Source organism: Frankia gtarii (assembly GCF_025403375.1).
GTDB classification, from domain to species: Bacteria; Actinomycetota; Actinomycetes; order Frankiales; family Frankiaceae; genus Frankia; species Frankia gtarii.
Genome location: NZ_JAMPTM010000027.1, coordinates 15,922 through 40,301 on the forward strand (window position 1 = coordinate 15,922; position 24,380 = coordinate 40,301).

Consider the following 24,380-nt stretch of genomic DNA (forward strand, 5'->3'; position numbering starts at 1 on the left):
TGGACGCAAGAGCAGTGGTCGAGACCCTCCAACATCGCAGAACGTCAGCCCCGGTGTTCAGCATCCCAGCAACGACCCGGCGCTCCCACTAGGCGTGGGGGCCTGGGTACGACAGAGTCGGTGCTGTGTCCGGCTTCGTGACCTCGCCGCCCGTGCTGCAAGGCGGGGCGTCCGCGGTCGCAGCCCAGCTCGCGCCCACCGCAGGCTGGACGTGTCGGTTCAGCGCGCTGGGGGCCGAGGCGTTGCTCTGCCTCGACCTGGACCAGGAGGAGCACTGCCGGCGCCGCGGGGAGGGGTTGGGCGCGGTCGTCGATGTCGGCGTGCTGGACCTGCTGTTGGGTCTTCCGCTGGGCCGACGGGTCGGCCACGCGGGCCTCGGCGGACGGGAGCGGCGCGCCGTCGCCAAAGCGCCGTCCGGCTGCCTGTGTGTCGGCGATGATTCGGTGATCAGGGTTGCTCGTCCGCCGGTGGACGTCGCGTTGGCAGTGATCTCCGCTCGCGGGTGGCGGCGCGGCCTGGAGCAGGCAGGCCGGTTCGCGCCGTTCTGTGCCCGCGCGATCGTCCTGGAGCGGGCTCCGCGGGATGTGCTGGCGGCCTGCGTGGAGGCGGATTTCTATGGCGTCGGTCTGTTTCTCATGAACGAGGATTCGGGCGTCGACATGCTTGTCCCGCCGGAGCCCTACCGTGCCGTGCGCATTTCAGCCCGGATCTGGTGGTTCGCCGAGGAGGCATACGGGGCGTACCTGGCCGCATATCCTACGAGCCCTGGGCGGGCAGCGGAATAGGAGCGTGCGTAACCGGGAGGGTCGCGAACCTCCGGACGTCATCTGGCGGATCAAAAACTTTCTTCTGTCGAAGTCGGAGATCCTCGATCTCGTGGGCCTGATGGGCAACAGCGCAGATCTTCTTCCACAGCGCCTGCCGCTCCCCGAGGCCCGGTTCACGAAACAGAGCTGGAAGCAGCCTGTTCCAGGCGGCAGCGTTGTGGGCGTCCGCTTCTCTGCGGACATCGCCGCCGTAGCCCTCGAAACGGGTGAGCGGCCTGCCCTGGCAGACCACGCAGCCGCACGTCGGAGGCTGGTGATTGGCGTAGCGGGTCGCGAGCGTGTGGCCGCTGGTGAAGCGCAGAAGCTCGGGAAACAGCACCATCGGCGGTACTGCTCCACCGCGTTTCTTGGTCTGTGCCTTCTCGTCCGGCGGAATGGTGTGGCGCATCCCGCTGGTGGCGCCCATCGCGGCGAAGGGAGCCCCGTGGGCGATCCCGTCGAACGCGGCGAAGTCGGTGCGCCACGGGGCGACGCCCGGCACGCCGACAAGCAGACGGCGAAGGTTCGCTGTCGCTTCCTCCCTCTCGTCGAGGGGGTTGAACTGCCCTCCGAGAGCGAGGGCCACCGGGTGACCGATATCCGCGAGTTCCACGGTGAACAGGTCGAGGTAGGGGTCGACAAGCCAGCCGACCGCGGCCGGAACCACGACGACCGTGTCGGTCCGGTCGAGACCTTTGGCCCCCTCGACGACCGCACGCAGCGCAGCGCGATCCCCGGCCTGCAGATAACCGGTCGGCGTCAGCGCAACCGTTGCACCGCGGCAGATCTGCTCATCCAACGCCTGATCCAATCCGGAACCGAACAGATCATCCTGCCCGGCGTGCGCGAAGGGCACCTCAGGCGTCGCGACGTGAGTGGTGTAAAGGCCGGGGTCGCCGATGAGCGGCCCGGAATAACCTTCAGCCCGCAGCTTCTCGATCTTCGTGAAGGGGTTCGTCCGGCCCCCGCAGATCGCGAGCCCCCCGTGGCGAGGATCGAGACCTTCCAACGCCTGCAACCCGTGAGCGTCGGCGAGCAGGAAGATCCGCTCGGACAGCAGACGCTCCGCCGGGGTGGCGGCCGGCCGTGGCGCCGGAACGGGCGGGAGCAGGGCCTCGTCATTCATGCGTGACCTCGTGGACTGGAGCGAGGGATAAGGATCAGCGCCGGGCGGTGGACAAGCGTCGCGTGACTCGTCGGAGACCAGGCCGACCCTCCCGGCTGCAGCGGCGGGTGATCCGGCTTCGGCCACGAGCTGGGTGGCAGGCCGGTTGACGAGACGAGATTTCTCAACCGGAAAGCGGCCAGGCTCTCGCCTACGGTAACCCAACACGGACAACTCGACCATCAGTCGGCGATACACCGGTCACCGATCGCATCCAGGAACCTGAGCGGACTACTTCACCGCAGAGACCACGGGCAGTCTCACCGCTGGCAGCCGCGGGAAGGCTGTCCGGGGGCCGATGCATGCCGCGTGCTTCCCCGGCCGGGTCGATCAGCAGCAGATCATCTGCCAGGTGAACCGGCCCGCCGGCACCAGGGCCCACGAACCCGTCCGGGTCGCGCGGACCCGGCAGCGGATCGACCCGCAACCGCTCCCAGGCGTAGGTGAGCACCGTCGGCGAGACATCGTCCGGGCGGAGCGCACGGTGGATCACCACGGCGGCCAGACCGCCGCGCCGGACGGCTCCCGTCCCGCCGAGGGACGACACAGCCGAGCAAAGGCCGAGGTCGCAGCCGGATTCAGTGCCGAGGCCGGAGCCGGGCCATGGACCGAAGCCCGGACCGACCAAAGCGAGGACCGAAGCCGAGGCCCGGGCCGGAGTCGGGAGGCGAATGCCGACGGCGCGTCGAGTATTCCTGGCAAAGCCAGTCTTTAGCCGATGGTAACGATTCTCACAGTCCGCCCGCCCCTCTGTTCGTCCGGCAGGGGACGAGTAAGGGTATTGGGGGAAACTCCGCATCTTCACACCCCGATCCTTCCCACGGATTCCGCACGTCTAAATCAGAAGGTATTGATGCGTCAAGGTCCTCTTGCTGGCAGATACGCGGCGTCCGCAGCCATGGTGATATTCGCGCTTATTCCCTACCTGGCTCTGTCAGCCGCGCTTGAACCGTTGGCGCCGATCGTCGCCAAGCAACTGCACATGAGCGCGCAGACGATGAGCATCAGCTCGGGCCTGGGCAACGCGGCCTACGCGCTGGGGACGGTGCTCGCCGTCCAGCTGGGTCTGCACCTGCCGCAACGGCGGATGCTGCTCGGCTACGCAGTCGTGCTCGTCGTCGGATCGGTGCTGACGGCGGCGGCGCAGGACGCGGCCATGTTCATCGTCGGCCACCTGTTGCAGGGCCTGGCCACCAGCATGCTGCTGATCGCTGCGGCCCCTGCGCTGGCGATCGGCTACCCGCGCGAGAAGCTGCGCACCACCGTCATGATCATGAATATGGGTATCTTCGGCGCGGTCGCGCTCGGCCCGTTCATCGGTGGTCTGCAGGCTGACGCCAACGCCTGGCGACCGCTGTTCTGGGTCGTCACCGGGGTCTCGGTGCTGGCGCTGCTGCTGGTCGTGCTCACCTTCGAGGACGCACCGCCGGCGAACCCCGACGCCCCGCGCGACCTGCCGGCGATCGCGCTGTCCGCGGTCGGCAGCCTGGCGGCTTTCCTGGGCGCGTCCGAACTGACCAGCCACAGCTTCCTGGACGTCGAGGTGATCGCACCGCTGCTCGGCGGGCTGGCACTGATCGTCGTTCTCGTCGTCTACCAGTACCGGGCCACGCAGCCGCTGCTGATGGTCCGGGAGATGCTCACCAGCTCGATTCCGGTCGCGGGCGTGGTGATCGCGCTGTTCGCCGCGGCGGCGTCGGTGTCCGCGACGGGACTGACCGCCGCGGTGCTCGCGGAGAAATACGGCCCGGTGCGCGTCGGGCTGCTCTACCTGCCCGAACTCGGCGGCGCGGTGATCGCCGCGATCGCGTTCGGCTTCGTCATCACCCGGCGTTCCGTGCACTACATGCCGCTCGTGGGCATGGTCCTGCTCGCCGCCGGAATCCTGGTCTTCTGGTTCGCGATGCCGGCGAGCCAGCCGCTGGCGCTGGTCGGCTCGGCACTGACCGGGCTCGCCCTCGGCGCCACGGTCGCCCCGGCGTTGTTCGTCGCCGGTTTCTCCCTGCCTTCCGCCAACCTTCAGCGCGTGTTCGCCCTGGTCGAACTGCTACGTGCGGTCGCCGCCTTCATGATCGCGCCGATCTTCGCCCATTTCGCGGCCACGGTGACCGGCGACCTCAACGAGGGAACGAACATCGCCCTGTGGATCGGCCTTGGCCTGGCCCTCGTCGGCGGCGCCATCGGCGTCGCGATCTACGCCCTGAGCGGTGCCCGCCCGCAGGCCCCCGACGTCGACACGTTCCTGGGTGCCCTGCGTCCGGCCTGGTACTCTCCCCCGCTGCTGGCCAGAGTTCGCCGAACCCACCTCGATGATCTGGACATCGCCATCCCCGTCCCGGAAAGCGTCGACTGACATGTCCTCACCTCACACTGACGCCGACGCCGCCGTGCTGCCCAGTGCCCGAGCTGGCCACACCGGCCTGGTGCTGTTCGCCTATGACGGCAGTGACGTCGCCGGCCACGCCATCCAGTTCGCCGCAACGCAGCTCCCGCCCGGACGCGAGGCGCTCGTCCTGTGCGCCTGGCAGCCGGCCGATGTCGGCTTCACCCCGGTCGGCTCGCAGCATTTCGACGCGAACAGCGCCGCCGAGGTCGAGAAGGCCGCCGCCGACATCGCCGCACACGGTGCCCACCTCGCGAACACCGCCGGCTTCCGCGCCCAGAGCGCCACCGTCCAGGCGGCACCGACCTGGAAGGGCATCATCGCCACCGCCACCGAACGCCGGGCGGACCTCATCGTTGTCGGCGCCCATCGACACTCCCGGCTGGCCGGCCACCTGCTCGGCAGCGTGGCCACCTCCGTCGTCGCCCACGCCCCCGGCGCGGTCCTGGTCGTCCACCAGCGAGACTGATCCGAGCCGGTCAGCGCAGGCAGTCACAAAAAGCGGCAGAGCCCCGCGCCTTGGATGGGGGTGCGGGGCTCTGGCCTGTCTCAACCTCACGTGCGTTCAGCAACGCACAAAATGCGCTGCGCCACCTCGACCAGCCCGCGCGGGTGCCGGTCGCGACCACGACCACGGCCGCGGACCTCGCCGAACCCGACTAGCGCCTAGCGCCTAGCGCCTAGCGCCTAGCGCCTAGCGCCAGCCGTAGCGCTGATGCAGCCGGTCCGCGACCCGCTCGAACGGCTCGCGCGGCAGGGCCGTCGACTCCCGGCGCATCCCGCCCTCGTGCACCCGGATCACCCGGTCCAGGTTGACCCAGGACGGTCGATGCTCGCCGTCCCACCCGCCCGCGCCGACGGACACAAAGTCACCCTCGCCGTCATGGTCCTTGCTGGTCAGCTGCACGGCCAGGTAGGTGCCCGCGGATTCGACGGCCACCACGAGCACCGGCCGATCCTTGCCCCGCCCGTCGTTCTCCTCGAACGGCACCCACGTCCAGACGATCTCGCCGGGATCCGGAGCCCCGTCCGACTGCGGCGCGTAGCTCATCCGCACCGGCCCGATGCGACCCGGATCGACCTCCACGGTGGCCTCCGGCCCGGACTCGCCCGGCGAGACCTCCGCATGCGCGCGGGACGACCGTGCCCGCTCCCGGGGCGGGTGAGGGCGCGCGGCTGCCCCCGAGGGCGAAGAGGAAGACGAAGCGGGGGAAGGGGCCTTCGGTGTTGACGCCGACCGCCGCCGACCTTCCCGTCCCGCCTCCCGCGAGGGTGCCTCACCCTGGCGGCGCCCGCCCGTCACCAGATCGGACACGATCTTGACCAGATCCCCCAGCAATCCCATGCCGCCACAATAATTGGACGCCGCCGCCGCATTCGGAGGGTTCGTCCGGCACACGTCAAGACGCGAGGTGGCGGTCAGACGACGGTCGCGAGTTCAGCGAACGTGACGACAAGCCGGAGAAGCCTCGGCCGGCAGGTAGACCGATCTCGACCCGTCATGCGGGCATACTGGTGTTCATGGAAGCTGACCTCCTCGCGCTGATCGTCGCCGACCCGGCCGTCAGTCACGGACAGGCTTGCATCCGAGGTAGCCGCGTGCCCGTCAGCGTGGTGCTCGACTGCCTGGCGGACGGCATGTCCGTCTCGGAGATCGTCACCGAGTACCCCTCGATCGACGGTTCGGGAGTGCGGGCGGCAGCCGCCTACGGCGCCCGTCTTGCCCGGGAGGAACTCATACCGATCCACACGGCCCCATGAAGGTCAAGCTTGACGAGGGCCTACCGGTCTCGCTCGCCGAACAGCTCGCCAAGTTCGACATCGATGCCGACACCGTATTCAGCGAGCAGCTTGCGGGACGGACAGACCCCGAGGTGCTCGCTGCTGCAAGCGACGATGGCCGGATCGTGTTCACCCTCGACCGCGGCTTCGGCAACGTCCGTGCCTACCCGCCCGGGTCCCATCGCGGGATCGTGGTATTCCGCGTTGACGACCAGTCAGCCCGCACGGTGATCTCGGCGGTCGAAAACCTCGCCGCCCAGCATGACCTCGCTGACCTGGCCGATGCCATCACCGTGGTGCATCGCGGTCTGCTTCGCATCCGCCGCGAGGACAGCTGACTACCATGCCGCGATTGCAGTACCGAAGATCCTGAAAGCGGCAGAGCCCCGCACCTTGGATGGGGGTGCGGGGCTCCGGCCTGTCTCAACCGTGCGTGCGCTCGGAGGGAATCGAACCCCCAACCTTCTGATCCGTAGTCAGATGCTCTGTCCGTTGAGCTACGAGCGCATGCCCGCCACCGTGGTGGCCGGCGGTGCCAGCTTACAGCACAGCGGGAGCGCCTCAGGGGCCGCGTCAACTCGGGGCCATCCGTAGATCGTCCGGTGCGCGCAGTGGTGGTTGACGTGAGGATGCCTCGCCTCTCCGGGGAGTCTGCAGATGCCACACCGGGCACCGGTCTGGTCGCTCGGCGCACCGTGACGCGTAGTATGAGCAAGCTCTCGGGGGGGAGACGCTTCGACGTCCCCATGAACTCGGACGTAGCGGCGCACTGGGACCTCGCTCCGTCCTCGCGGCTAATGATCTTATTGGCCCCTTGCGGACGGAACGAGGATGGCCAGGCCACACGAAGATGATCTTCCGCCACAGTCGCCCGGCTTCGTGCACTGCACGGTGGCTCCCGGGGTCGCTGTCACCGGCGCCGACGGGCTGCTGTCCTGGTCCGCGCCTGGCGCCGACGTCGTCGACATCGCCGGTCTGGGGCGTTTTCCGGCCACCGGGTCCGTCCCCGTCACGCTGACGGCGTCGGGCCGATACTTCCTGCGGGCTTCCGGGCCCACCGGGACGGCCCAGGGCAGGACGAACTTCGTCCGGGTCCTCGCACCGCCGGTCATCACCCTGGTGGAAGTGCCGGCACCGCCGCGGACCGACCTCGGCGAGCCCCTCCTGCGGGATCCACGCACGCGGAATCCGCGCATGCAGGATCCGCGCACGCGGGAGGCGCGTCGGCTGCCCGCCACGCATGCCCTGAGTCGGCTCGCCGTCCTCCCCCTCTCGGCAGCGTCCGCGCCCTCGGCCGGCGTCGGGCCCATGGCCCCGCGCAACGCCTTCCGCACCAGTAACACCTTCCGCACCGGCGGCGACTCCCGTCCTGGCCCGGCGACCGGCGACGGCGGACGCGACGGATGGTGGCGTTCGATGGGCGAGTTGGCGGGCCACCTCGGCGGGATGGCAAAGCCACCGCCCTCGGGATGGTCGCGTCGGGCGGCGGACGCATCGCGGCGCGGGCGTCGGGCTTGGCCGCGCGGGTGCGGGGCGGCGGTCCGCGCGCTGCGGCGCGGGCGATCCGCCGGGCCGCGAACGTGGCGGGGGGTGGGCTCGCCGTGAGCCGGTTCCTGCTCTGGCTGTCCGGCGCGGACCGGGAGATCCTCGGCCGGCTGCGGCACGACCGGGCCAAGTACGTGGGCGTGGGCAGCGCGGTGCTCACGACGGCGGCGATGGCCACCGTCTCGTCCACGTTCGCGCTGCGGATGGCGCTGAAGCTGCCGATCGTGGTCTGCCTGCTCGTCGGTCTCGGCTGGGGCCTGGCGATCATGGCGCTGGACCGCTGGCTCGTCGCGTCCGTGCAGCGTCAGGACCACTGGTATCTGAACGCGCTGCTCATGCTGCCGCGGTTGGTCCTGGCGATCCTCATCGGGCTGGTCATCTCGACGCCACTCGTCCTGCGCATCTTCCAGCCGGAGATCGACACCGAGATCGCCCAGATGCACGCGGAGGACGCGGCGGCGTTCGAACAGCGGATCACCACCGATCCGCGTAACCAGGAGCTGATCCGGCTGCGTGCCCAGCGCGACGCCCTGGTGAGAGTCGGCACCACCGGCGTCGACGTGAGCACCGACCCGGAGGTCGCGCCCCTGCAGAAGCAGATGGACGGGCTGCAGACCCGACTGGCCCAGGCGAATGCCGACGTGCTCTGCGAGAGCCTCGGCAACTGCCCGGGTCAGCAGAACAAGGCGGGCCAGGGCCAGCAGTACAACCTGAAGGTCTCCCTGCGCGACGGCATCCAGACGCAGATCAACCAGTTGCAGCCGCGCCTGACCGCGGCCATCAACGCCGCGCGCGCCCGCCAGCAGGCCGGCCAGTCCAGTGCGACGGCGAACGCGAAGGATCAGCTTCCCGCCCTCACCTCCCAGATCACCGCGCTGGAGACCGGGCAGCGCAACGACCGGGCGGCGTTCAACCGCCAGAACAGCGACAACACCGGGCTGCTCATCCGGATGGAGGCGCTCGACCGCATCACCAGCGATCCCGACCACCGCACCCTCGCCAACGCGCACCTGGTGCTGCTGCTGTTCATCACGGCGATCGAATGCCTGCCGATCCTGGTCAAGTTCCTGATGTCGCTGGGCAAGCTCACCACCTACGAACAGGTCGTCGCGATCGAGGAACGCAACCAGCTCATCGCCGAGGAGGAGATGTCGGCACGGCGGCGGGCGACCATGCTCCTCGACGACCAGGACTCCTACCTGGAGGCCCAGGTGACGAGGGACGAGAAGGACCCGGCGATCGAGCGGCTGGCCCGACGGACCGTCGCGGTCCAGGAGGAGGTCGCGAACGCGGCACTGGACGCCTGGCGCGACCGCGAGCTCGGCCGGATCCACGACTCCCTCGACGACTATGTCGCCACGGCGCCGCCGCCGGGCACGGGCAGCCTCCAGGTATCGGACGGCCCGGCGGCCTGGTCGGGGCGGACGCGGGGCTGGGAGACGGCAGTCGATGAACCAGGAGTCCAGCCTGACCGTCCCGACCGGCCCGACCGGCCCATGCCGCCGAACCGGCCGCCGGTAACGCCCACTCGGCCCACCCGTCCCGATCTTGACGTCCGGGTTCCCTACGACGAGGGCGACGAGGGCGACGAGGGCGACGAGGGCGACGAGGGCGACGAGCCCACGCTCGCACCGGACTACGAGCCGCTGACCACCCGCCATGACCCGCCGACGCCGCGCCGTGAAACCCTGCCCCTCCCGGGTGAGCTGGCCTTCCCGAGCGACGACGACCGGCGGCTGGCATGACCGGCACCACGACGCTGAACGTGACGCTGAACGTATTGATCCCCGGACAGAAACAGCCAGCCGACAGCGGTCGGCCTCCGCTCCCGGCTAGGGCGAGCTGGTGAAGCCGTCGTCACGGGGGAACGGGTCGTCGGCGGCGGGGAGCGGGTTGGGGCCGGCGGTCCGGGCCAGCTGGCCGGGCAGCTCATAGGTGAACGTGACATCGCCGTGCCCGCGGGTGTCGCCGGGCCGCAGTACCAGCGGCGGCAACCCGGTGATGCCGGGCGGCTGGTAGTCGATCACCAGGTCGATCCGGTCCCGCCCGGCCCGGCCCGCGGCTGGGGCGCCCCCGGCAGGCCGCCCGCGTCCCGACCGCCCGCGTCCCGACCGCCGGCCGCGGAGGCTGCCGGTGCCGGGGACCGCGACATCGTCGTCCCGCTCCGGTCCCAGGCGTAGTCGCCGGCCGCGCATCGCCACCCGGTCGAGCCGCCCGTCGGCCGCCTCGGCCGCCAGCACGCCTCTCAACCGGGGCCGACGGCGGTCGAGGAAGCCCAACGCGAACATCACCACCAGCATGACCAGCACGATGATCTCGACGATGGCCGCCGGGTTCCAGCCAGCCGCGGCGGAGCCGTGCACGCGGGTCACCGAGCCGCGGGAGGCCGGGTCCATCCGCAGCCCGAACTCCGAGGTGAGCACGGCGCGCCAGGGCGAATCGACGGTGGTCTCCAATCTCAGCCCGCCGTCGACCCGGTGGCTACGTCGCACCGCCCCGCCGGTGCGTGCGGACCACCCCACCGGCACCTGGTAGACGCGCCGCTCCCCGGGGGCGAGGACGATACGTTCGGGCAGGCCACCACCGAGAGCACCGGCTGCCATGGCACCGACCGCCGGGGTGGTGATGGTCAACGACGGGTCGACGGAGACCACTCGGGCGCCGATGAGCTCCACCGGCAGGCGCCGTGCGGTCGAGGTCACCGTGACCTCGACGCTGCCGGCACCTGCGGTGGGGTCGACGTCGTCGAGCGTGCGACCAGCCAACGCCCAGCGCCAGCCGACCGTGACGACCGGGCCGCGCACGTCGGCGGCAAGCAGCTCGGCCGCCTTCCGTGCCCGCGCGTGCTGCTGGACGCGGGACAGGTATTCGGGAAGCTGATCGGGCGGCAGGGCCAGCACGGTCGTCGTGGGCAGGACGCTACGCAACAGTGTCGCCCCCGCCCTGCCGGCGTCGGCGTTGTCGAGGGCGAAGGCGTAGCCGGCGATGTCGCGGCCGGCCAGGCGGGTGCGGACCCGCTCGGCGAGGTCGGTCCAGGGCCGGCCGGTCTCCGCGGGGAACGGCGAGTTCGCGGGAGGCTGGTGCCGCCCGTCGGTGAGCAGGATCACCGCGCCGGAGCGCGCCGCGTCCGGATGGTCGAGCAGGTCGACCGCGGTCGACAGGGCCGCGCCGATGTCGGTGCTGGCCCCGGTCGCGGTGGCCGGCAGCCGGCCGATCGCCGAGCGGGCGTTCGCCGCCGAGCCGCTGAACGCCACCTGGGGCACCTCGTCGAAGCCGACGACGGAGAGCCGGTCGGCGGGGTCGAGACTGGCGGCGAACGACGTCAGGGTGGACCGGACCGGGCCGTAGAGCCCGCCACGCGACATCGACGCCGAGGTGTCGACGAGCACGACGTACTCGGCCGGCAGGGTCGGCACGCCGAGGGCGTCGAGCACCGCCGTCCGCCCGAGCTGCGCCACCCCGCCAGCACCGGCCGCACCAGCCACGTCGCCACCGCCGGCCACGTCACCGTCGCCGGCCGCCGTCCCGGGCCCGGCCGCCCGCGCCGCGCTCGGGTTGCCCGGCACAAGGGCCAGCAGGATCGCCATGAGCAGCATCGGCAACACCGGCACCGGCACCGTGCGCGACGTCGTCGCCGATGATCGGCCGGCGCCCCAGAGCAGCCGCGGCCCTCGGCGGATGGAAGCCTTCCGACGTCTGGCTTTCAAGACTCGTCCCCCGGTCGGCCACGGTGCCGCACACCCTTGATGACCGCGCTGGCCCGGTCGGAAATCGCCCGGATGCCACCCCGGCCCTGGTCGCGTTCGACGAGGTCGGCGACGCCCGCGGCGAGCGGGGCCAGCCGGTTGAGGAGAATCGCACGGTCCGGCGGGTCGAGTTCGGCGGCCAGCGCGGCGAGCGCCTCCGTGCGCAGGCACAGCCGGGCCGGCGCGACCTCGGCGAGCCAGCCGGCAAGGTCGGCGGCGAGGTCGGCGCCCAGCCGGCCCGCCTGGATCTCCCGGACGGCCGGGGCCAGCAGGTCCGCCGCGGGCGGGTCCTCGGGGAACGCCGCCACCGCAAGCTCGCCCAGCAGCAGGAACAGGCCCTCGCTGTCGGTGGGTCGCCGGGAATCCCCGGCGGCGCGGGCGAGCACGGTGGCCAGCGGGGCCTCCTCCAGCTCGGCCGTCATCTGCCGGGCCAGGTCGAGATAGTCCGCATGGAGCACCGGGATGCCCCAGCCTGTCGCGTCCACGGTCGGGCGGCCGGGCCGCCTTCCGGCCGTGGCCTCGCCGGCCAGCACGCCGCGCAGGTTACGATCCGCCCGACGGATCATGGAAAGGCCGGTCGGGTCGGCGCCGTCGACTGCGCCGAGCAGCGTCGTCAGCAGGCCCGTCTCGAACAGGGCGACCGAGCCCAGGCCCGTGATGAACTCCGTGACGGGCAGTTCGCCCGCCTGGCCGCGGCACACGCCGCGCACCAGCTCGCGCAGGGCGACGCGAACGCTGAAGCCGGTGGGCATCGCCCGCGGGTTCACCGCGCGCCGGGCGATCTCGTCCGCGCAGCCGACGACGATCTCCAGCGTGTCGACGCCGTCGGGTTGCCAGGCGCTCGCGCGCAGGGCCGCGAGCAGCTCCGCCGGGCGCACCCCGACCAGCAGGGCATCCGCGCACCGGTCTGTGACCGCCTCGACGTCGGGATCGGCCGGCAGGGCGCGGATCAGCGCAGTCAGGTGCTCGGCCCGGGTGGCCGGATAGTCGTCGGTGACGAGCCGGCGCCAGTCCTTGCCACCAGGCACCTGGTAGAGCTCACGGCGCCGGTTCAACACCCCGTACACCGCCAGCACCAGGGCGGCGGCATCCACCCCGTCGGCGGTGGCGACCTTGTACAGGACGGAAAGCATCGCCTGGGCGTCGGACTCCCCCGCGGGCAGCCCGTGCGCGGTGACGTCGGCCGCGAGCCCTGCCACCACCCGCTCGCCCGCCGACACGGTGCCCCGCCGGTCCCCCGCGTCCCGGCTCCCCGCGTCCCGGCCCGGCACGTCCCGGCCCTCCGCGTCCCGGCCCTCCGCGTCCTGGCCTTCCATGTCGCGGAGAACCGCGAAGTAGTCCAGGAACGCGGTTCGGTACGGCTGCGGCCCTCCCGCGTCGACGAACCGCCGGGCGAGCGGGACTCCGACCGCCGCCGTCAGCGCGAGCTCGAGCAGGTCGAGCCGGGCGGCGATGGTCGGGTCGTCGCTGCGCCACTCGGCGAGCTCCGCCGCCCAGCCGCGGCGGTGTTCGTCGGGCAGCGCCGCCAGCGTGCGCAGGAGCCGGTCGAGCACGGGAGAGATCGGGAACGGCAGCTCCGAGGGCCCGTTGCGGGCGAGACGGAGCAGGGTCAGCACGTGGCGCTCCCCGTGCCGGGCGACGCGTCCCACCGCCGACGCGGACGTCTGCCCGGCCCAGGCGTCGGTGAAGGCGACCAGCTCGCGGGCGGGGTCGGCGGACGCCAGCCAGGGCAACCAGTCGGCGCTCAGGTCGGGATCGACCTCGAGCAGCAGCGCGACCAGGTCGAGGAGCACGATGGCGGGCGCCGCGGCGAGCGCGTGACGGACATGCTCGGCGACGCGCTGCCCACGGCCCGCGGACAGCCGGCCGAGCCGGATCTGCTCGGCGAGGAACCGGGCGGGCGCCGCGGGCACTCCCAGCCCGGTCCCGGCCCACCGCTGGCCGTCCAGTCTGGGACTGACCACGTGGGCGGTCAGCGTCGACCAGAAATCGAGCGCGGCCGCCAGATCGGCCAGCCGGCTCGCCGCCGCCGGGTTCGGGTTTGGGTTCCGGCTCGGGCCCCGGTTCGGGCCCCACAGTGCCGACCAGGCGGCGCGCGTCACCGCGCCCATCAGCCGGGCCCGCTCGTCCGTGCCGACCAGGCCGCGTTCGGCCCATCTCGGCCAGGAGATGGCCAGGGCGTCCAGGCCGTCCGCGCCCGCGTCCACCACCAGCAGATGGGCGGCGCGTTCGACCTCGGCCACCGGCAGGGCGTCGACGCGCCCGGTGGCGAGCAGCTCCAGCGCATCGGTCGCGGTCGCGGTGCCCGCGGCGAACCGGCCGCGCAGGTGGGTGACGGGATCGGCGCGGGCCAGGCAGCCGACCGCGTACGCGGCGTCGTCAGCCGGGCGCGGCTCCGTCTCGGCGGCGAGAAAGTCGACGATCCGGGTCAGCGGCCAGGTCTGTCCCTCGACCAGCCCGACGAGCAGCTGGTGGTAGATGCGGGCATCGCCGCGCAGCGGGCGCAGGATCCGCTCGCCCTGCCGCCACGGCGCGCCCGCGTGGTCGGCCCGTTCCCTGGCCCCGAAGCCGAGCCGGATGTGCCGGGCGCCGCCCTGGTCGAACCAGGTGCTGGCGACGAGGCGGGCCCGCTGGCCGTAGGGCAGCAGCGACACGACCGCGTCGAGGTAGCGCAGCCGGGTCAGCGCCTGGTCGGCCGGCTCGCCGACCGGCGCGCCGAGCACCGCCACCGGGCGGACGAGCAGCGTCGCCGCGGTCGCCGCCGCCGTCGACAGGTCCACGTCCAGCTCGGCCAGGGTCGCCTCGACGGCCGCGGCGCGCAGTCGGCCGACGGTCAGCTCGACGGTGTCGGCGCCATCCGGCAGGCCGTCGAGGTCGAGGCGGAGCGCGGCGGCGTACAGATCGGCGTAGGACACGGGGTTCTCGCGCAGGGCGGAGAAGGGGACGCAGACGAAGCGGGTCGCCGCGATCGGCCGGTGCGCGCCGTCGACGTGCTCCGTCCAGGAGCGGATGGCGACCCCCAGCACCGTGTCCGCGCCGCGTGGCGCGTAGCAAACCGTCACCCAGGGCAGCGACTCGCCGCTGGGGGCGGAGCGCGACCGGGCCGGCGGTGTGCCCGGGTTGAACCGGCGCAGGATCTGCTCGTACTGCGGCCGGGTGAAATAGCCGCCGCAGCGCAGCACGGCGTAGTCGTCGTCGCTGCCCGGCTCCTTCGACATCACCGCCCAACCGGCTGGCAGGCGCACGGGGTTGCCGGTCACCGGGGCGTTCACCTCTTACGGGCGGCCGCCCGCGTGCTCTCCTCCAACCACAGGAATGGCTCCAGCACGTTGATCGGCCGGATCGAGCCGCGGATCCGCGCCTCCCCGCCGGTCTTGACGACGTTCGTGAAGTCGTGCGCGCGAAAGTACCCCGACGGCCCGATGTAGAAGCCGACCGACGAGCTGACGAAATATGAGACTCGGTCGGGCTGGAAGTACTTGCTGATGCTGCCGCGGACCAGCCGGGCCGTGCCCTCATGGCTGTCGTCGCACAGCCGGTCGAAGAAAGCCTTCGCGAGGTTGTCGGGAACCCGGGGGATGCGCTCCGGCTCGTCGCCGGTGAGCACGACACCCGTCCGGAACGCCTGGCGGAACACCGCCGGCTCGTCGAACTTCGTGACGCAGACCGCCAGGAAGTGCGGAAGTTTTCCGCCGCGTAGGCGATTGGCCTCGAAACACCGCCGGGTGACCTGCTCCAGGGTGCGCTGGAAGAACTCGAAGGCGTCGCTGTTGCGCTGTTCCCGGACCGGATCGAACAGATAGACCAGCCCGTCGCACATGCTCAGGTGGTCGAGCAGCAGCTCCCACTCGTCGGGCGCGTCGGCCTCGTCGTCGTCGAACACCGAGGCGGAGATCAGCGAGTTTTTCGGGGCGGAGCCGCCGAAGTAGCGGCCGGCCACATCCAGCAGCTCGACGACGAAGACCGTGTTCTCCGGGCGCGGGCCGCGGCGCAGGGCCCGGCCCGCGAGCCGACCGCCGCGCGGCGGCCCGATGAACCGCCAGCTCAGCGCGGTCATTCCCGGCGTCGCGGAGGGGAAGACGTGCTGGCTCTGCAACAGGTCGGTGTTCTCGGACAGGAATGCCCCCGCGTCGTCATCGGCGCCGATGACGATCCAGGATGGGCTGCCCGGGACGCTGGGCTGACTGATCGCGGCGATGTTGAGCGCGGCAAGGAAGGTCGTCTTCCCACTCTGCGGGGCGCCCCACAGGCCGATGCGCGCGAGCTGCGTCGGCTGCCCCGCCGGGGCCATCACCACCGTGCTGGCCGAGCCCGGACGGCGGCGTCCGCAGCGCACGCCACGGCGCCGCGGACGCCGATACGTGCAGGACGAACAGTGAAAATAGGGTGCCCCCCGACACGGCGCCGACCGCGAACCCGCTACGCCAGAACGACCAGCCCTTCGGCCACGTTCCGTCATGACTCGCACGCTCGACGCAACAATTTTGTAGCAGTATGGAACGATCTGGCCACCTGGTCAAGCCGCCCCGCGCGTCCGATTCGGTCTCAGGGCGGGTCGCCGCGCGGTGTAGGTACCGGATCCCGCCGAGGTGCTCCGCATCCCGACGGGCCGCCCGGCGCAGCAGCATGGTCGCACCGATCCCGGGCCGCCCCCAGCAAGACGCCGACCCCCGGCGCGCGCAGCGCGATCCAGGTCGAACAGGTCGAACAGGTCGAGGATGTCAGGCGACGACAAACTTCGCGGATCACTACAGTCGTCGAGGCGGAATACCAGCCGCCGGCCGCAGTATTCTCGGTGGCGTGCCATTCGTCCTGGCCGTGGATAGAGCGAAGGTAATCCCGCGAAAGCAGCACGGACAACTCCGCGAACCTCTCCCAGGCCCTACCAGGGCCGCCGGTCACCGACTGGTCGATCCGCCCGCGGCATTGCATTCCCCCCGGGCACGTGACCGATTGTGCCAGCAAACGCACGCTATGGGCCCCCGACTCGGCCGCAACGTAAGATCGGCGAGCAGCATCCGGAGAGAGCCGCGGAACCCGGCGCAGACGGCGGCGGCGCGGCCGCTCGCCGGAGCCTGGATGCCGATGCAATGGGACGGTTCGGGGGAGCGGTGACGGAGCGGCTGACCGACGAGGAAGTGATGATGCTCGCCCGCGTCTTCTATCGCTCGTCCAGAGCCATGATGGTGCTCGAACGGGCCGGTCTGGAACGTTGGCGGCAGCCGTCCTGGACGGCGCAGACCCCGCTGGAGTTCTGGGAAGAGGTCAACGACCAGCTCTCCCTGGGGGCGTTGGCCGACGGCCGGGTCAGCCTCCTGGCCGCGGCGGCGCAGCTCTACCCCGCCAACAAGGTTTTCACCGCGGTCACCGTCGCCGAGCCGGCCCGGCCGGTACCGGTTGCGGCCCCCACCGCCAGCGGGGCGACACCGACGGCGGGCCCGGCCGGGGCGGGTTTCAGCGGAACCCTCCTGTCAGCCGGCAGCGTCCTGTTCGCCGTCGATGCGATGCGGTTCGGCCCGGCGGGGGTGGGGGTCCCGGTGGCCTGGCGGGACGGCCTGCGCCAGCTGCTGAACCAGGCGGTGCGCGACTGCGGGCTGCCGGCCGACGCGGTGAGCGTCCAGAACCGGGGCGGCGGGCTGCTCGGTGTGCTTCGCGACGACGTGCCGGCGGAGCTCGTGGTCGCGGATCTCGTGCGGGAACTGCGGCTCATGCTGCACGCCTACAACCGGACGCGGGACGACAGTGGCCGGGTCCGGCTACGGATGGCGCTGCACCAGGGCCGGGCCGTCGCCGACGAGGGCGCCGGCATCCGCGGTGACGCCGCCCAGACGGCCTCGCGCCTCGTCGACGCACCGGCCCTCAGCCGCCTGCTCGGCGAGTTCCCCGCCGCGGAGCTGGCCGTCATCATCTCGGCGGCCCTGTTCGCGGCCACCGTCGACCGGCGGCTGCGCGATCTGGATCCCGGCTCGTTCCGGCGGGTGGAGACTGACATCCCCGGCCTCGCCGGCCCCGCCTGGGTCCAGGCCGCGACGGCGGCCGCGGGACCGGCCGACGGCGTGCGGGTGCCCGCGGCGGAGCAGTGGTCGGGTCCGCCGCCGGTGGCGCCGATCGTCGCCGAGGAGCCACGTACCGCGGCCGGGTGGGATTTCCTCGTCTCCGCCGCGGAGGAGGACAGCTCCTGGGGCGAATGGTGCGCCTGGCAGCTGGAACAGCAGGGTTACCAGGTGCATCTCGACACATGGGACGTCGTCGCCGGGGATCACCGGGTGGGCCGCCTCGACGAGGCCGTGTCCCACTCGAAGCGGACCCTCGTGATCCTCTCCGAGCACTACCTGGCCTCGGAGAAGGTGCGGGCCGAGTGGCAGACGGCATGGGCGGCGGACCCGACCGGGATGAAGCGGCGCCTGATCCCGGTGCGGGTCGCCGACTACCGCCCGGGGGCTGAGATGAGGCTGCTGCAGGGCATCAGCTACATCAACCTCGTCGGTCTGGGCGACGACGCGGCGCGGCGCACCTTCGTCGACGGGATCCGCCGGGCGATCGAGGGCCGATACCGGCCGAGCCAGGCACCGCCCTTCCCCGGCCGTCCCCGGCGGCCCTGACGCTCAGGGACCGGCGATCGCTCAGGGACCGGCGATCGGAAGGTGGATCCGACTGCCGGCGGCGGCGAACTCCGCGGCCTTGGCCCGCAGCCCCGCGGCGATCGTCTCGTCCGCCGCAGCCGGGTCGGTCGGGGCGGTGTTGTCCGCGGCGGCCCGCACCTGATGGGAGATCTTCATCGAGCAGAAGTGCGGCCCGCACATCGAGCAGAAGTGAGCCGTCTTCGCGGCGGGGGCCGGCAGGGTCTCGTCGTGATAGGACCGGGCGGTGTCCGGGTCCATCGCCAGGTGGAACTGGTCGGCCCAGCGGAACTCGAACCTGGCGTCCGACAGCGCGTCGTCCCACGCCTGGGCGCCGGGATGCCCCTTGGCGAGGTCCGCCGCATGCGCCGCGATCTTGTAGGCGATGACGCCAGCCTTGACGTCGTCGCGGTCGGGCAGGCCGAGATGCTCCTTCGGGGTGACGTAGCAGAGCATCGCGGTGCCGTGCCAGCCGATCACGGCGGCGCCGATCGCCGAGGTGATGTGGTCGTAGCCGGGCGCGACGTCGGTGGTGAGCGGCCCGAGCGTGTAGAACGGCGCGTCGTGACAGATCTCCCGCTGCAGCCGGACGTTCTCCTCGACCCGGTGCAGCGGGACGTGACCGGGCCCCTCCACCATCACCTGGACGTCGTGCTCCCACGCGACGCGGGTCAGCTCGCCGAGGGTGGCGAGCTCGGCAAGCTGGGCGTCGTCGTTGGCGTCGGAGATCGAGCCGGGACGCAGGCCGTCGCCGAGCGAGAACGTCACGTCGTAGGCGGCGAGGATCTCGCACAGCTCGGCGAAGTGGGTGTAGAGAAAGTTCTCCTCGTGGTGGGCGAGGCACCAGGAGGCCAGGATCGAACCGCCGCGCGAGACGATCCCGGTCCGGCGCCGCGCGGTCAGGGGCACGTAGCGCAGCAGCACCCCGGCGTGGACCGTCATGTAGTCCACCCCCTGCTCGCACTGGCGGATGACGGTGTCCCGGTAGGCCTCCCAGGTCAGCGCCTCGGGCCGGCCACCGACCTGTTCCAACGCCTCGTAGATGGGCACCGTCCCGACCGGGACCGGGGAGTTACGCAGGATCCACTCCCGGGTCCGGTGAATGTCCGCGCCGGTGGACAGGTCCATGACCGTGTCAGCGCCCCACCGGGTCGCCCAAACCATCTTCTCGACCTCCTGTTCGATCGAGGAGGTGACCGCCGAGTTGCCGAGATTCGCGTTTATCTTCACCAGGAAGGATCGGCCGATCACCATCGGCTCGGACTCGGGATGGTTCACATTCGCCGGCAGGACAGCCCGCCCGGCGGCGATCTCGGCCCGCACAGTCTCGACGGGCAGCCCCTCGCGCAGGGCCGCGAACTCCATCTCCCGAGTGATCTCCCCGCGGCGCGCGCGGGCGAGCTGGGTGACGGCTCCCCCGCCGGGCCCGGCCCGTAGCGCACCGCGCCCGCCGCCCGGGGCGGTGTCACCGCGGGCGGCGATCCACGGGGCCCGCAGCGGCGGCAGACCCCGGCGGACATCGATGTCCGCTCCCGGGTCGGTATACGGACCGGAGGTGTCGTAGAGGACGACGCTGTCCCCGGTGGTGAGGACGACCTCCCGCATCGGCACCCGCAGGTCGGGATCCGCGCCGACGAGCCAGGTCTTACGACTGCCCGCGAGCGGTCCGGTCGAGACCGGCGTCGCCCGAGGTTCGGCCGGGGACAGCCACGAGGCGGACCGCTCGGGCGGCCCGTCCGGCGAGACCGCCGGGGAAACGCGCGGAATCACCGTCGAGACGGCCGTGGATTCCGGCCGAGAATCCACCCCGTCAATATCGGAGGAAGCCGGGGGCGAAACGGATGAAGGATGACGGTCGACTGGCGACATCATATGAACTCCCTACGCCGGCATTACCCGGACAGGTTCTGCGGTCGGCGGCCCCAGCCACCCTCTCAGCCCCTCGGCGGAGCTCCCGCGATCAGTTCGCGCAGGTTCACCATAACCGACTCGCCTTTCGGCCGTCAGTCGATTGCGCCCATCGACCGGTCGGCGGGATCACGATCACGGCCGTCCCAGGTCGCCAGGTCAACAGGTCAACAGGGCGCCCGGTAAGGAACGTTCCGCAGGTAGTGGCGCCATTCATCGGGGGTGATGCGGTGGGCGGGGGTGGCGCAGGCGCGCCGCGCCAGGTCGGCGGGGTCGATGTCCCACAGCCAGCCGACGTGTTCATAGCTGGTGGTGGCGAGGGTCGTGCCGGCGGGACTGAACGCCACCAGGCGGGCGGACGTGGAGTCTGGCGAGAGCTGCTTGAACACAAGATGAGGATGGTGCGGGTCGGCGACATCCCACAGCCGAACGAAATCGTCGCGGCTGATGGTGGCCAGCGACCTGCCGTCCGGGCTGAACGCAACGCCATAGACGTAGTCGCGGTGGTCGTGGAGGGTGGCCAGGGAACGGGGTCGGCGGGGGTCGGCAACATCCCACAGCCGCGCGGTCTTGTCCCAGCTGACGGTGGCGAGGGTCCTGCCATCCGGACTGAACGCCACGCCCACGGCACGTTTGGTATGCCCGGTGAGGGTGGCGATGAGGCGCGGCCGGCGGGAGCTGGTCACGTCCCACAGCCGCGGGCTGTTGTCTGCGCTCCCGGTGGCGAGGGTCCTGCCGTCCGGGCTGAACGCCACGGCGGTGACGTAGTCGGTGTGACCGGTCAGGGTGGCCAGGGGCTGGGGCCGGCTGAGGCTGGTGAGATCCCACAGCCGGGCGGTGCGGTCCGCGCTTGCCGTGGCGAGGGTCCTGCCATCCGGACTGAACGCCACGCCGAAGACCGAGTCCAGGTGCCCGGAGAGAACGGCCAACAGCGTGGGCCGGCGGGGGTCGGTGACGTTCCACAGCCGGGCCGTCCTGTCCTGGCTGGCTGTGGCGAGGGTCCTGCCGTCCGGGCTGAACGCCACGGCGGTGACGTAGTCGGTGTGACCGGTCAGGGTGGCCAGGGGCTGGGGCCGGCTAAGGCTGGTGAGATCCCACAGCCGGGCGGTGCGGTCCGCGCTTGCCGTGGCGAGGGTCCTGCCATCCGGGCTGAACGCCACGCCAGAGAGCTTGTCGGTGTGGCCGCTGATCTTGGCCAGGTCCGTCAGCGACCAGCCGACGTCGAGCAGGGCCACCCGGGCCTGCGACGTGGGGGCGAGTCGCCACGCCGCCACGGCGAGCCGGAGAGCAAGATCGTTATCGTCAGCCTTGACGGCGTGCGCGGCGAGCTTCCGAGAGGCGGCGGGCAGGTCATTGGCGCCCGGTTCGTCATCGCCCGGAAGAAAATGGTGGACGGCGGTGATGAGGATGGCGACGACGGCGAGGACGGCGATCGCCGCGGTGAGCAGGCATCCCCCAGCGGACAGGTCAGTGCGGTCGGCGCGGTAAGTCAGATCGGCGCCGTCGGTCAGATCGGCGCCGTCGGTCAGATCGGTTGGGTCCGCCGCGGCCGGGGTGACGCCCCACCGCCGGGTTCGGGTGTACAAGCCTGTCCTGCGGGGCGTGGCGGGCGAAGGGTGGTCGACCAGCAAGGTGTAAAGCTGGGCCGCGCTGGGCCTGTCGGCGGGGTTCTTGCTCATGGCCACCACCACGATGTCCCGCAGCGGCTGAGGCAGGCTGTCGAGGCGCGGATCCTCGTTGAGGATGCGGTACGGCAGCATGGCAGGCGAGATGTCGCCGAACGGGAGGCGGCCGGTGGCCGCATAGATCATCACGCCGCCCCACGCGAAGACGTCGATGGCGGAGGTCGGCTCGATCCCCTGGACCTGTTCGGGGGCCATGAACGCCGGTGTGCCAAGGCGGGCCAGGTCGCGACTGAGGACGCTGGTGGCGTCCAGAGCGCGGGCTATGCCGAAGTCGATGACCCGGGCGCCGGTGGGTGAGAGCAGCACGTTGGATGGTTTGAGGTCGCGGTGGATGACCCCTGCGCGGTGGATGACCGACAAAGCTGTCGCGATGTTGACCGCCACCTGTTCCAGTTCGGCGGGCGGCAGCGGCCCCCGGCCTTTGACCGCGGCCGTCAAGGTGGGGCCGGGGACATAGTCGGTGACGAGGTAGGCGGGTTCACCGGTGGGATCGGCGTCAAGCACCTCGGCGGTGCAGAACCCGCGGACACGACGAGCGTTGGCGGTTTCGCGGCGGAACCGGGCCCGGAACTCGGGGTCCCGCCCGACCTCCGGACGGATCACCTTGACCGCAACGAGACGTCCCTGCGGGCTTTGCCCGAGATAGACCACGCCCATTCCGCCATGGCCGAGCCGGCGCAGTAGCAGGTAGACCCCGACCCGCCGCGGGTCGGAAAGCAGCAGCGGCGTACCGGCCGACTCGCTTCCCCGCGGCGCGTCCATGCTCACCGATCCCCAGACCTGCCGAGCCGTCGGCCACCGGGCTCCGCGCCCCCATCCCATCCCATCCCATCCCGCAATGAGCATAGTAAGGACATGGTGACATTAAGTGCGAACGGTTTCCAAGGATCCTTCGGTCAACCGTCGCGACGGGCCTGCGAGCGAAACGTGTTCCCCGTCAGGTCGGCCAGGACGAACCCGTCGACGATTGCGACCTGCCCACGTCAGGAAGAAGCTTTTCCCGGACCGGACGGCGGGGCGAGAGGGGAGAAGGACTCGCCGAGGTAGGTCGCCTCGATGAGGTCGGGGCGGGCGGCGAGTTCGGCGGCGGGCGCGGACAGCGCGACCCGACCGCGATCGAGTACGTAGCCGCGGTCGGCCACCTGCAGCGCGAGGGCGGCGAACTGCTCGACGAGCAGCACGCCGGTGGACGTCTCGGCCGCGATCCCCCGCAGCAGCTCGAGCAGCCGCGGCGCGACGCCGGGCGCCAAGCCGAAGGACAGCTCGTCCACCAGCAGCAACCGCGGTCGGCGTACGAGGGCCACGGCGAGCGCGAGCCGCTGGCGCTCGCCGCCGGACAGCTCACCGGCCGTCCGGTCGAGCAGGCCACCCAGCTCCGGGAACCAGCCCAGAACCCGATCGATCTCGCCGCGGTGACTACGGCCGGCCGCCAGGCGCAGGTTCTCCCGGACGGTCAGCCGACCCAGCGCCCCCCGCCCCTGCGGGACGACGGCCAGCCCCCGCCGGGCAAGCGTGCTCGGCGCGGGACGCCGGTACCACTCGCCGAACATCCCGACCCGGCCGGCACTCGGCGGCAACAGGCCGGCGGCCGTGCGGATCAGGGTCGTCTTGCCGGCTCCGTTCGCCCCCAGCAGGGCCACGATCTCGCCGGCACGGACGACCAGTGACACCTCCCGCAGCACCGGTCCCTCGTTGTAGCCGCTGCTCACCCCCTCGAACACGAGCAGCTCGGCTCCCACCGCCAGCGCCGTGGAATCGGTCGTCGTCCCCTCGGGCGTTGAGGAAGCGGCCAAGGAAGTCACGGTGGCCGACGCGGTCGAGGCGGCCGACGCGGTCAAGGCGGTCAAGGCGGTCGAGACGGCCGACGCGGTCGAGGCGGTCGGCGCTGGGGGCGAGGTGGGCTCCGGACCGTCGGAGCCGCCCAGGTAGGCCGCGCGGACGGCCGGATCCGCCCGAACCTGCGCGGGGAGCCCCCGGGCGACGATCCGGCCGCCGTCCAGGACGAGAACCCGGTCGCAGACGTCGAAGACGAGCTGGACATCGTGATCGACGAGCAGGACGGCGACGCCGCGGCCGGCGATGCGACGGATGCGCGCGGTGAGTTCACGCCGGTCCGCGGGATCGAGGCCCGCGGCCGGCTCGTCGAGCAGCAGCACCTTCGGCGCGGCGATGAGGGCGCGACCGAGGGCCACGGCGGCCCGCTCGTCGTGGCTGAGCGTCGCGGGCAGGCGGTCGGCGATCGCCGCGAGTCCCAGCCGCCCGGTGTCCGCCGACCCGGCCGTCGGGCGGGCGACCACGGCGAGGTTCTCCGCCACCGCCAGGCTGTCGAACAGCTCCAGGGCCTGGAAGGTGCGGGCGAGCCCGCGGCGCTGCCGCTCGTGCGCCGGCAGCGCCGCCAGCTCGGCACCGTCGAGGTGCACACTGCCGGCGAAGATCGTCGCGAAGCCGGTGAGCGCGTCGATCAGCGTCGTCTTGCCGGCGCCGTTCGGCCCGATGAGGCCGGTGACGCTGCCCGCCTCCAGGGTGAACGAGACATCCTCGACGATGCGGGTGCCGCCCTGCCCGGCGGCGAGCATGTCGACGGACAGCAGCGCGGTCACGCCACGCCGCCGGGGTTGACCTGGTACGGGGCCAGGCTCGGCCGGTTCCCCTCAGCGGAGCGCGCGGGCCCGGCGTCGACGGCCTCGGGCGTGTGCGGGCCCGGGTCGGGCCGACCCTGTCCAGCCCCCTCCCCCCCCCC

Annotated in this window: 16 protein-coding genes, 1 tRNA gene, 2 pseudogenes and 1 riboswitch; of the genes and pseudogenes, 8 read left to right on the plus strand and 11 right to left on the minus strand. The window is 71.8% G+C overall.

The genetic code is table 11. The features are described 5' to 3' along the window. Positions 1-125: 125 nt before the first annotated feature. Positions 126-785, plus strand: coding sequence for a hypothetical protein (locus tag NBZ83_RS06895; protein ID WP_261574554.1), 660 nt, complete (start codon positions 126-128; stop codon positions 783-785). Here NBZ83_RS06895 and NBZ83_RS06900 read toward each other — a convergent pair. Together NBZ83_RS06900 and NBZ83_RS33685 are read right to left on the minus strand one after the other, a co-directional pair. Then, the gene (locus NBZ83_RS06900) at positions 757-2,169 is read right to left on the minus strand and encodes a hypothetical protein (protein ID WP_261574555.1); all 1,413 of its coding nucleotides are present in this window, start codon (positions 2,167-2,169) and stop codon (positions 757-759) included. The two genes, NBZ83_RS06895 and NBZ83_RS06900, sit on opposite strands and share 29 nt — an antisense overlap. After that, on the minus strand, positions 2,123-2,770 hold the full coding sequence (locus NBZ83_RS33685; protein WP_368861810.1) for a DUF1152 domain-containing protein: 648 nt from the start codon (positions 2,768-2,770) through the stop codon (positions 2,123-2,125). Before NBZ83_RS33685 ends, NBZ83_RS06900 begins: the two co-directional genes overlap by 47 nt. Here NBZ83_RS33685 and NBZ83_RS06905 point away from each other — a divergent pair. Both NBZ83_RS06905 and NBZ83_RS06910 read left to right on the plus strand, forming a co-directional pair. Then, positions 2,753-4,324, plus strand: coding sequence for an MFS transporter (locus NBZ83_RS06905; RefSeq protein ID WP_261574556.1), 1,572 nt, complete (start codon positions 2,753-2,755; stop codon positions 4,322-4,324). The two genes, NBZ83_RS33685 and NBZ83_RS06905, sit on opposite strands and share 18 nt — an antisense overlap. A 1-nt stretch (position 4,325) precedes the next feature. Next, a complete protein-coding gene (locus NBZ83_RS06910) occupies positions 4,326-4,823 on the plus strand; it encodes a universal stress protein (protein WP_261574557.1) in 498 nt (165 codons plus the stop codon). 225 nt (positions 4,824-5,048) lie between these two features. Here NBZ83_RS06910 and NBZ83_RS06915 read toward each other — a convergent pair whose 3' ends face one another. Next, entirely contained in the window at positions 5,049-5,441 is a 393-nt protein-coding gene (locus NBZ83_RS06915) for a type II toxin-antitoxin system PemK/MazF family toxin (protein WP_261565495.1), read from the minus strand. A 434-nt stretch (positions 5,442-5,875) separates the two neighbouring features. Between NBZ83_RS06915 and NBZ83_RS06920 the strand changes: the two genes are divergently transcribed. Both NBZ83_RS06920 and NBZ83_RS06925 read left to right on the plus strand, forming a co-directional pair. Beyond that, positions 5,876-6,115, plus strand: coding sequence for a DUF433 domain-containing protein (locus tag NBZ83_RS06920; protein ID WP_261565494.1), 240 nt, complete (start codon positions 5,876-5,878; stop codon positions 6,113-6,115). Next, entirely contained in the window at positions 6,112-6,474 is a 363-nt protein-coding gene (locus tag NBZ83_RS06925; RefSeq protein WP_261565493.1) for a DUF5615 family PIN-like protein, read from the plus strand. The genes NBZ83_RS06920 and NBZ83_RS06925 overlap by 4 nt, the downstream gene beginning before the upstream one ends. Positions 6,475-6,570: 96 nt before the next feature. Here NBZ83_RS06925 and NBZ83_RS06930 read toward each other — a convergent pair. Then, positions 6,571-6,643: transfer RNA gene (locus NBZ83_RS06930), tRNA-Arg, on the minus strand. Positions 6,644-6,967: 324 nt separating this feature from the next. Here NBZ83_RS06930 and NBZ83_RS06935 point away from each other — a divergent pair. Both NBZ83_RS06935 and NBZ83_RS06940 read left to right on the plus strand, forming a co-directional pair. After that, positions 6,968-7,741: a hypothetical protein gene (locus NBZ83_RS06935; RefSeq protein ID WP_261565492.1), complete on the plus strand. Its 774-nt coding sequence runs from the start codon at positions 6,968-6,970 to the stop codon at positions 7,739-7,741. Continuing rightward, entirely contained in the window at positions 7,738-9,426 is a 1,689-nt protein-coding gene (locus NBZ83_RS06940; protein ID WP_261574558.1) for a DUF4407 domain-containing protein, read from the plus strand. Before NBZ83_RS06935 ends, NBZ83_RS06940 begins: the two co-directional genes overlap by 4 nt. 87 nt (positions 9,427-9,513) lie before the next feature. On the opposite strand, the gene NBZ83_RS06945 is transcribed toward NBZ83_RS06940, so the two are convergent. The 3 genes from NBZ83_RS06945 to NBZ83_RS06955 all read right to left on the minus strand — a co-directional run bounded on the left by NBZ83_RS06945 (position 9,514) and on the right by NBZ83_RS06955 (position 15,718). Beyond that, positions 9,514-11,298 carry a vWA domain-containing protein gene (locus NBZ83_RS06945; RefSeq protein WP_261574559.1) on the minus strand — a complete coding sequence of 595 codons (1,785 nt, stop codon included), beginning with the start codon at positions 11,296-11,298 and terminating at the stop codon, positions 9,514-9,516. An 86-nt stretch (positions 11,299-11,384) separates the two neighbouring features. Next, positions 11,385-14,687 (minus strand): hypothetical protein, encoded by a 3,303-nt coding sequence (locus NBZ83_RS06950; protein ID WP_261574560.1) that lies wholly within the window; start codon positions 14,685-14,687, stop codon positions 11,385-11,387. An 8-nt stretch (positions 14,688-14,695) separates the two neighbouring features. Next, positions 14,696-15,718 (minus strand): hypothetical protein, encoded by a 1,023-nt coding sequence (locus NBZ83_RS06955; protein WP_261565488.1) that lies wholly within the window; start codon positions 15,716-15,718, stop codon positions 14,696-14,698. 799 nt (positions 15,719-16,517) lie between these two features. On the opposite strand from NBZ83_RS06955, the gene NBZ83_RS06960 reads away from it, so the two are divergent. Then, the gene (locus NBZ83_RS06960; RefSeq protein WP_261574561.1) at positions 16,518-18,029 is read left to right on the plus strand and encodes a toll/interleukin-1 receptor domain-containing protein; all 1,512 of its coding nucleotides are present in this window, start codon (positions 16,518-16,520) and stop codon (positions 18,027-18,029) included. A gap of 21 nt (positions 18,030-18,050) precedes the next feature. Here the strand turns inward: NBZ83_RS06960 and thiC are convergent, their stop codons facing one another. The 4 genes and pseudogenes from thiC to NBZ83_RS34255 form a co-directional block, all read right to left on the minus strand. Continuing rightward, entirely contained in the window at positions 18,051-19,919 is a 1,869-nt protein-coding gene (gene thiC / locus NBZ83_RS06965) for a phosphomethylpyrimidine synthase ThiC (protein ID WP_261565486.1), read from the minus strand. Continuing rightward, positions 19,909-20,015: riboswitch (TPP riboswitch) on the minus strand. Its footprint overlaps the gene before it by 11 nt. A 107-nt stretch (positions 20,016-20,122) precedes the next feature. Next, positions 20,123-22,402 (minus strand): WD40 repeat domain-containing serine/threonine protein kinase, encoded by a 2,280-nt coding sequence (locus NBZ83_RS06970; protein ID WP_261565485.1) that lies wholly within the window; start codon positions 22,400-22,402, stop codon positions 20,123-20,125. 500 nt (positions 22,403-22,902) lie between these two features. Then, positions 22,903-23,442 (minus strand): annotated as a pseudogene (locus tag NBZ83_RS34250) (ATP-binding cassette domain-containing protein); the annotation flags it as partial. 120 nt (positions 23,443-23,562) lie between these two features. Continuing rightward, a pseudogene (locus NBZ83_RS34255) lies at positions 23,563-24,216 on the minus strand (ABC transporter ATP-binding protein); the annotation flags it as partial. Positions 24,217-24,380: the final 164 nt, after the last annotated feature.

Excerpts from the sequence above, each read along its gene's own strand:
- thiC (WP_261565486.1), bottom strand. The coding sequence starts at position 19,919 with ATGATGTCGCCAGTCGACCGTCATCCTTCATCCGTTTCGCCCCCGGCT.
- NBZ83_RS06970 (WP_261565485.1), bottom strand. The coding sequence starts at position 22,402 with ATGGACGCGCCGCGGGGAAGCGAGTCGGCCGGTACGCCGCTGCTGCTT.
- NBZ83_RS06960 (WP_261574561.1), top strand. The coding sequence starts at position 16,518 with ATGGGACGGTTCGGGGGAGCGGTGACGGAGCGGCTGACCGACGAGGAA.
- NBZ83_RS06935 (WP_261565492.1), top strand. The coding sequence starts at position 6,968 with ATGGCCAGGCCACACGAAGATGATCTTCCGCCACAGTCGCCCGGCTTC.
- NBZ83_RS06925 (WP_261565493.1), top strand. The coding sequence starts at position 6,112 with ATGAAGGTCAAGCTTGACGAGGGCCTACCGGTCTCGCTCGCCGAACAG.
- NBZ83_RS06955 (WP_261565488.1), bottom strand. The coding sequence starts at position 15,718 with ATGGCCCCGGCGGGGCAGCCGACGCAGCTCGCGCGCATCGGCCTGTGG.
- NBZ83_RS06920 (WP_261565494.1), top strand. The coding sequence starts at position 5,876 with ATGGAAGCTGACCTCCTCGCGCTGATCGTCGCCGACCCGGCCGTCAGT.
- NBZ83_RS06910 (WP_261574557.1), top strand. The coding sequence starts at position 4,326 with ATGTCCTCACCTCACACTGACGCCGACGCCGCCGTGCTGCCCAGTGCC.
- NBZ83_RS33685 (WP_368861810.1), bottom strand. The coding sequence starts at position 2,770 with ATGCGGAGTTTCCCCCAATACCCTTACTCGTCCCCTGCCGGACGAACA.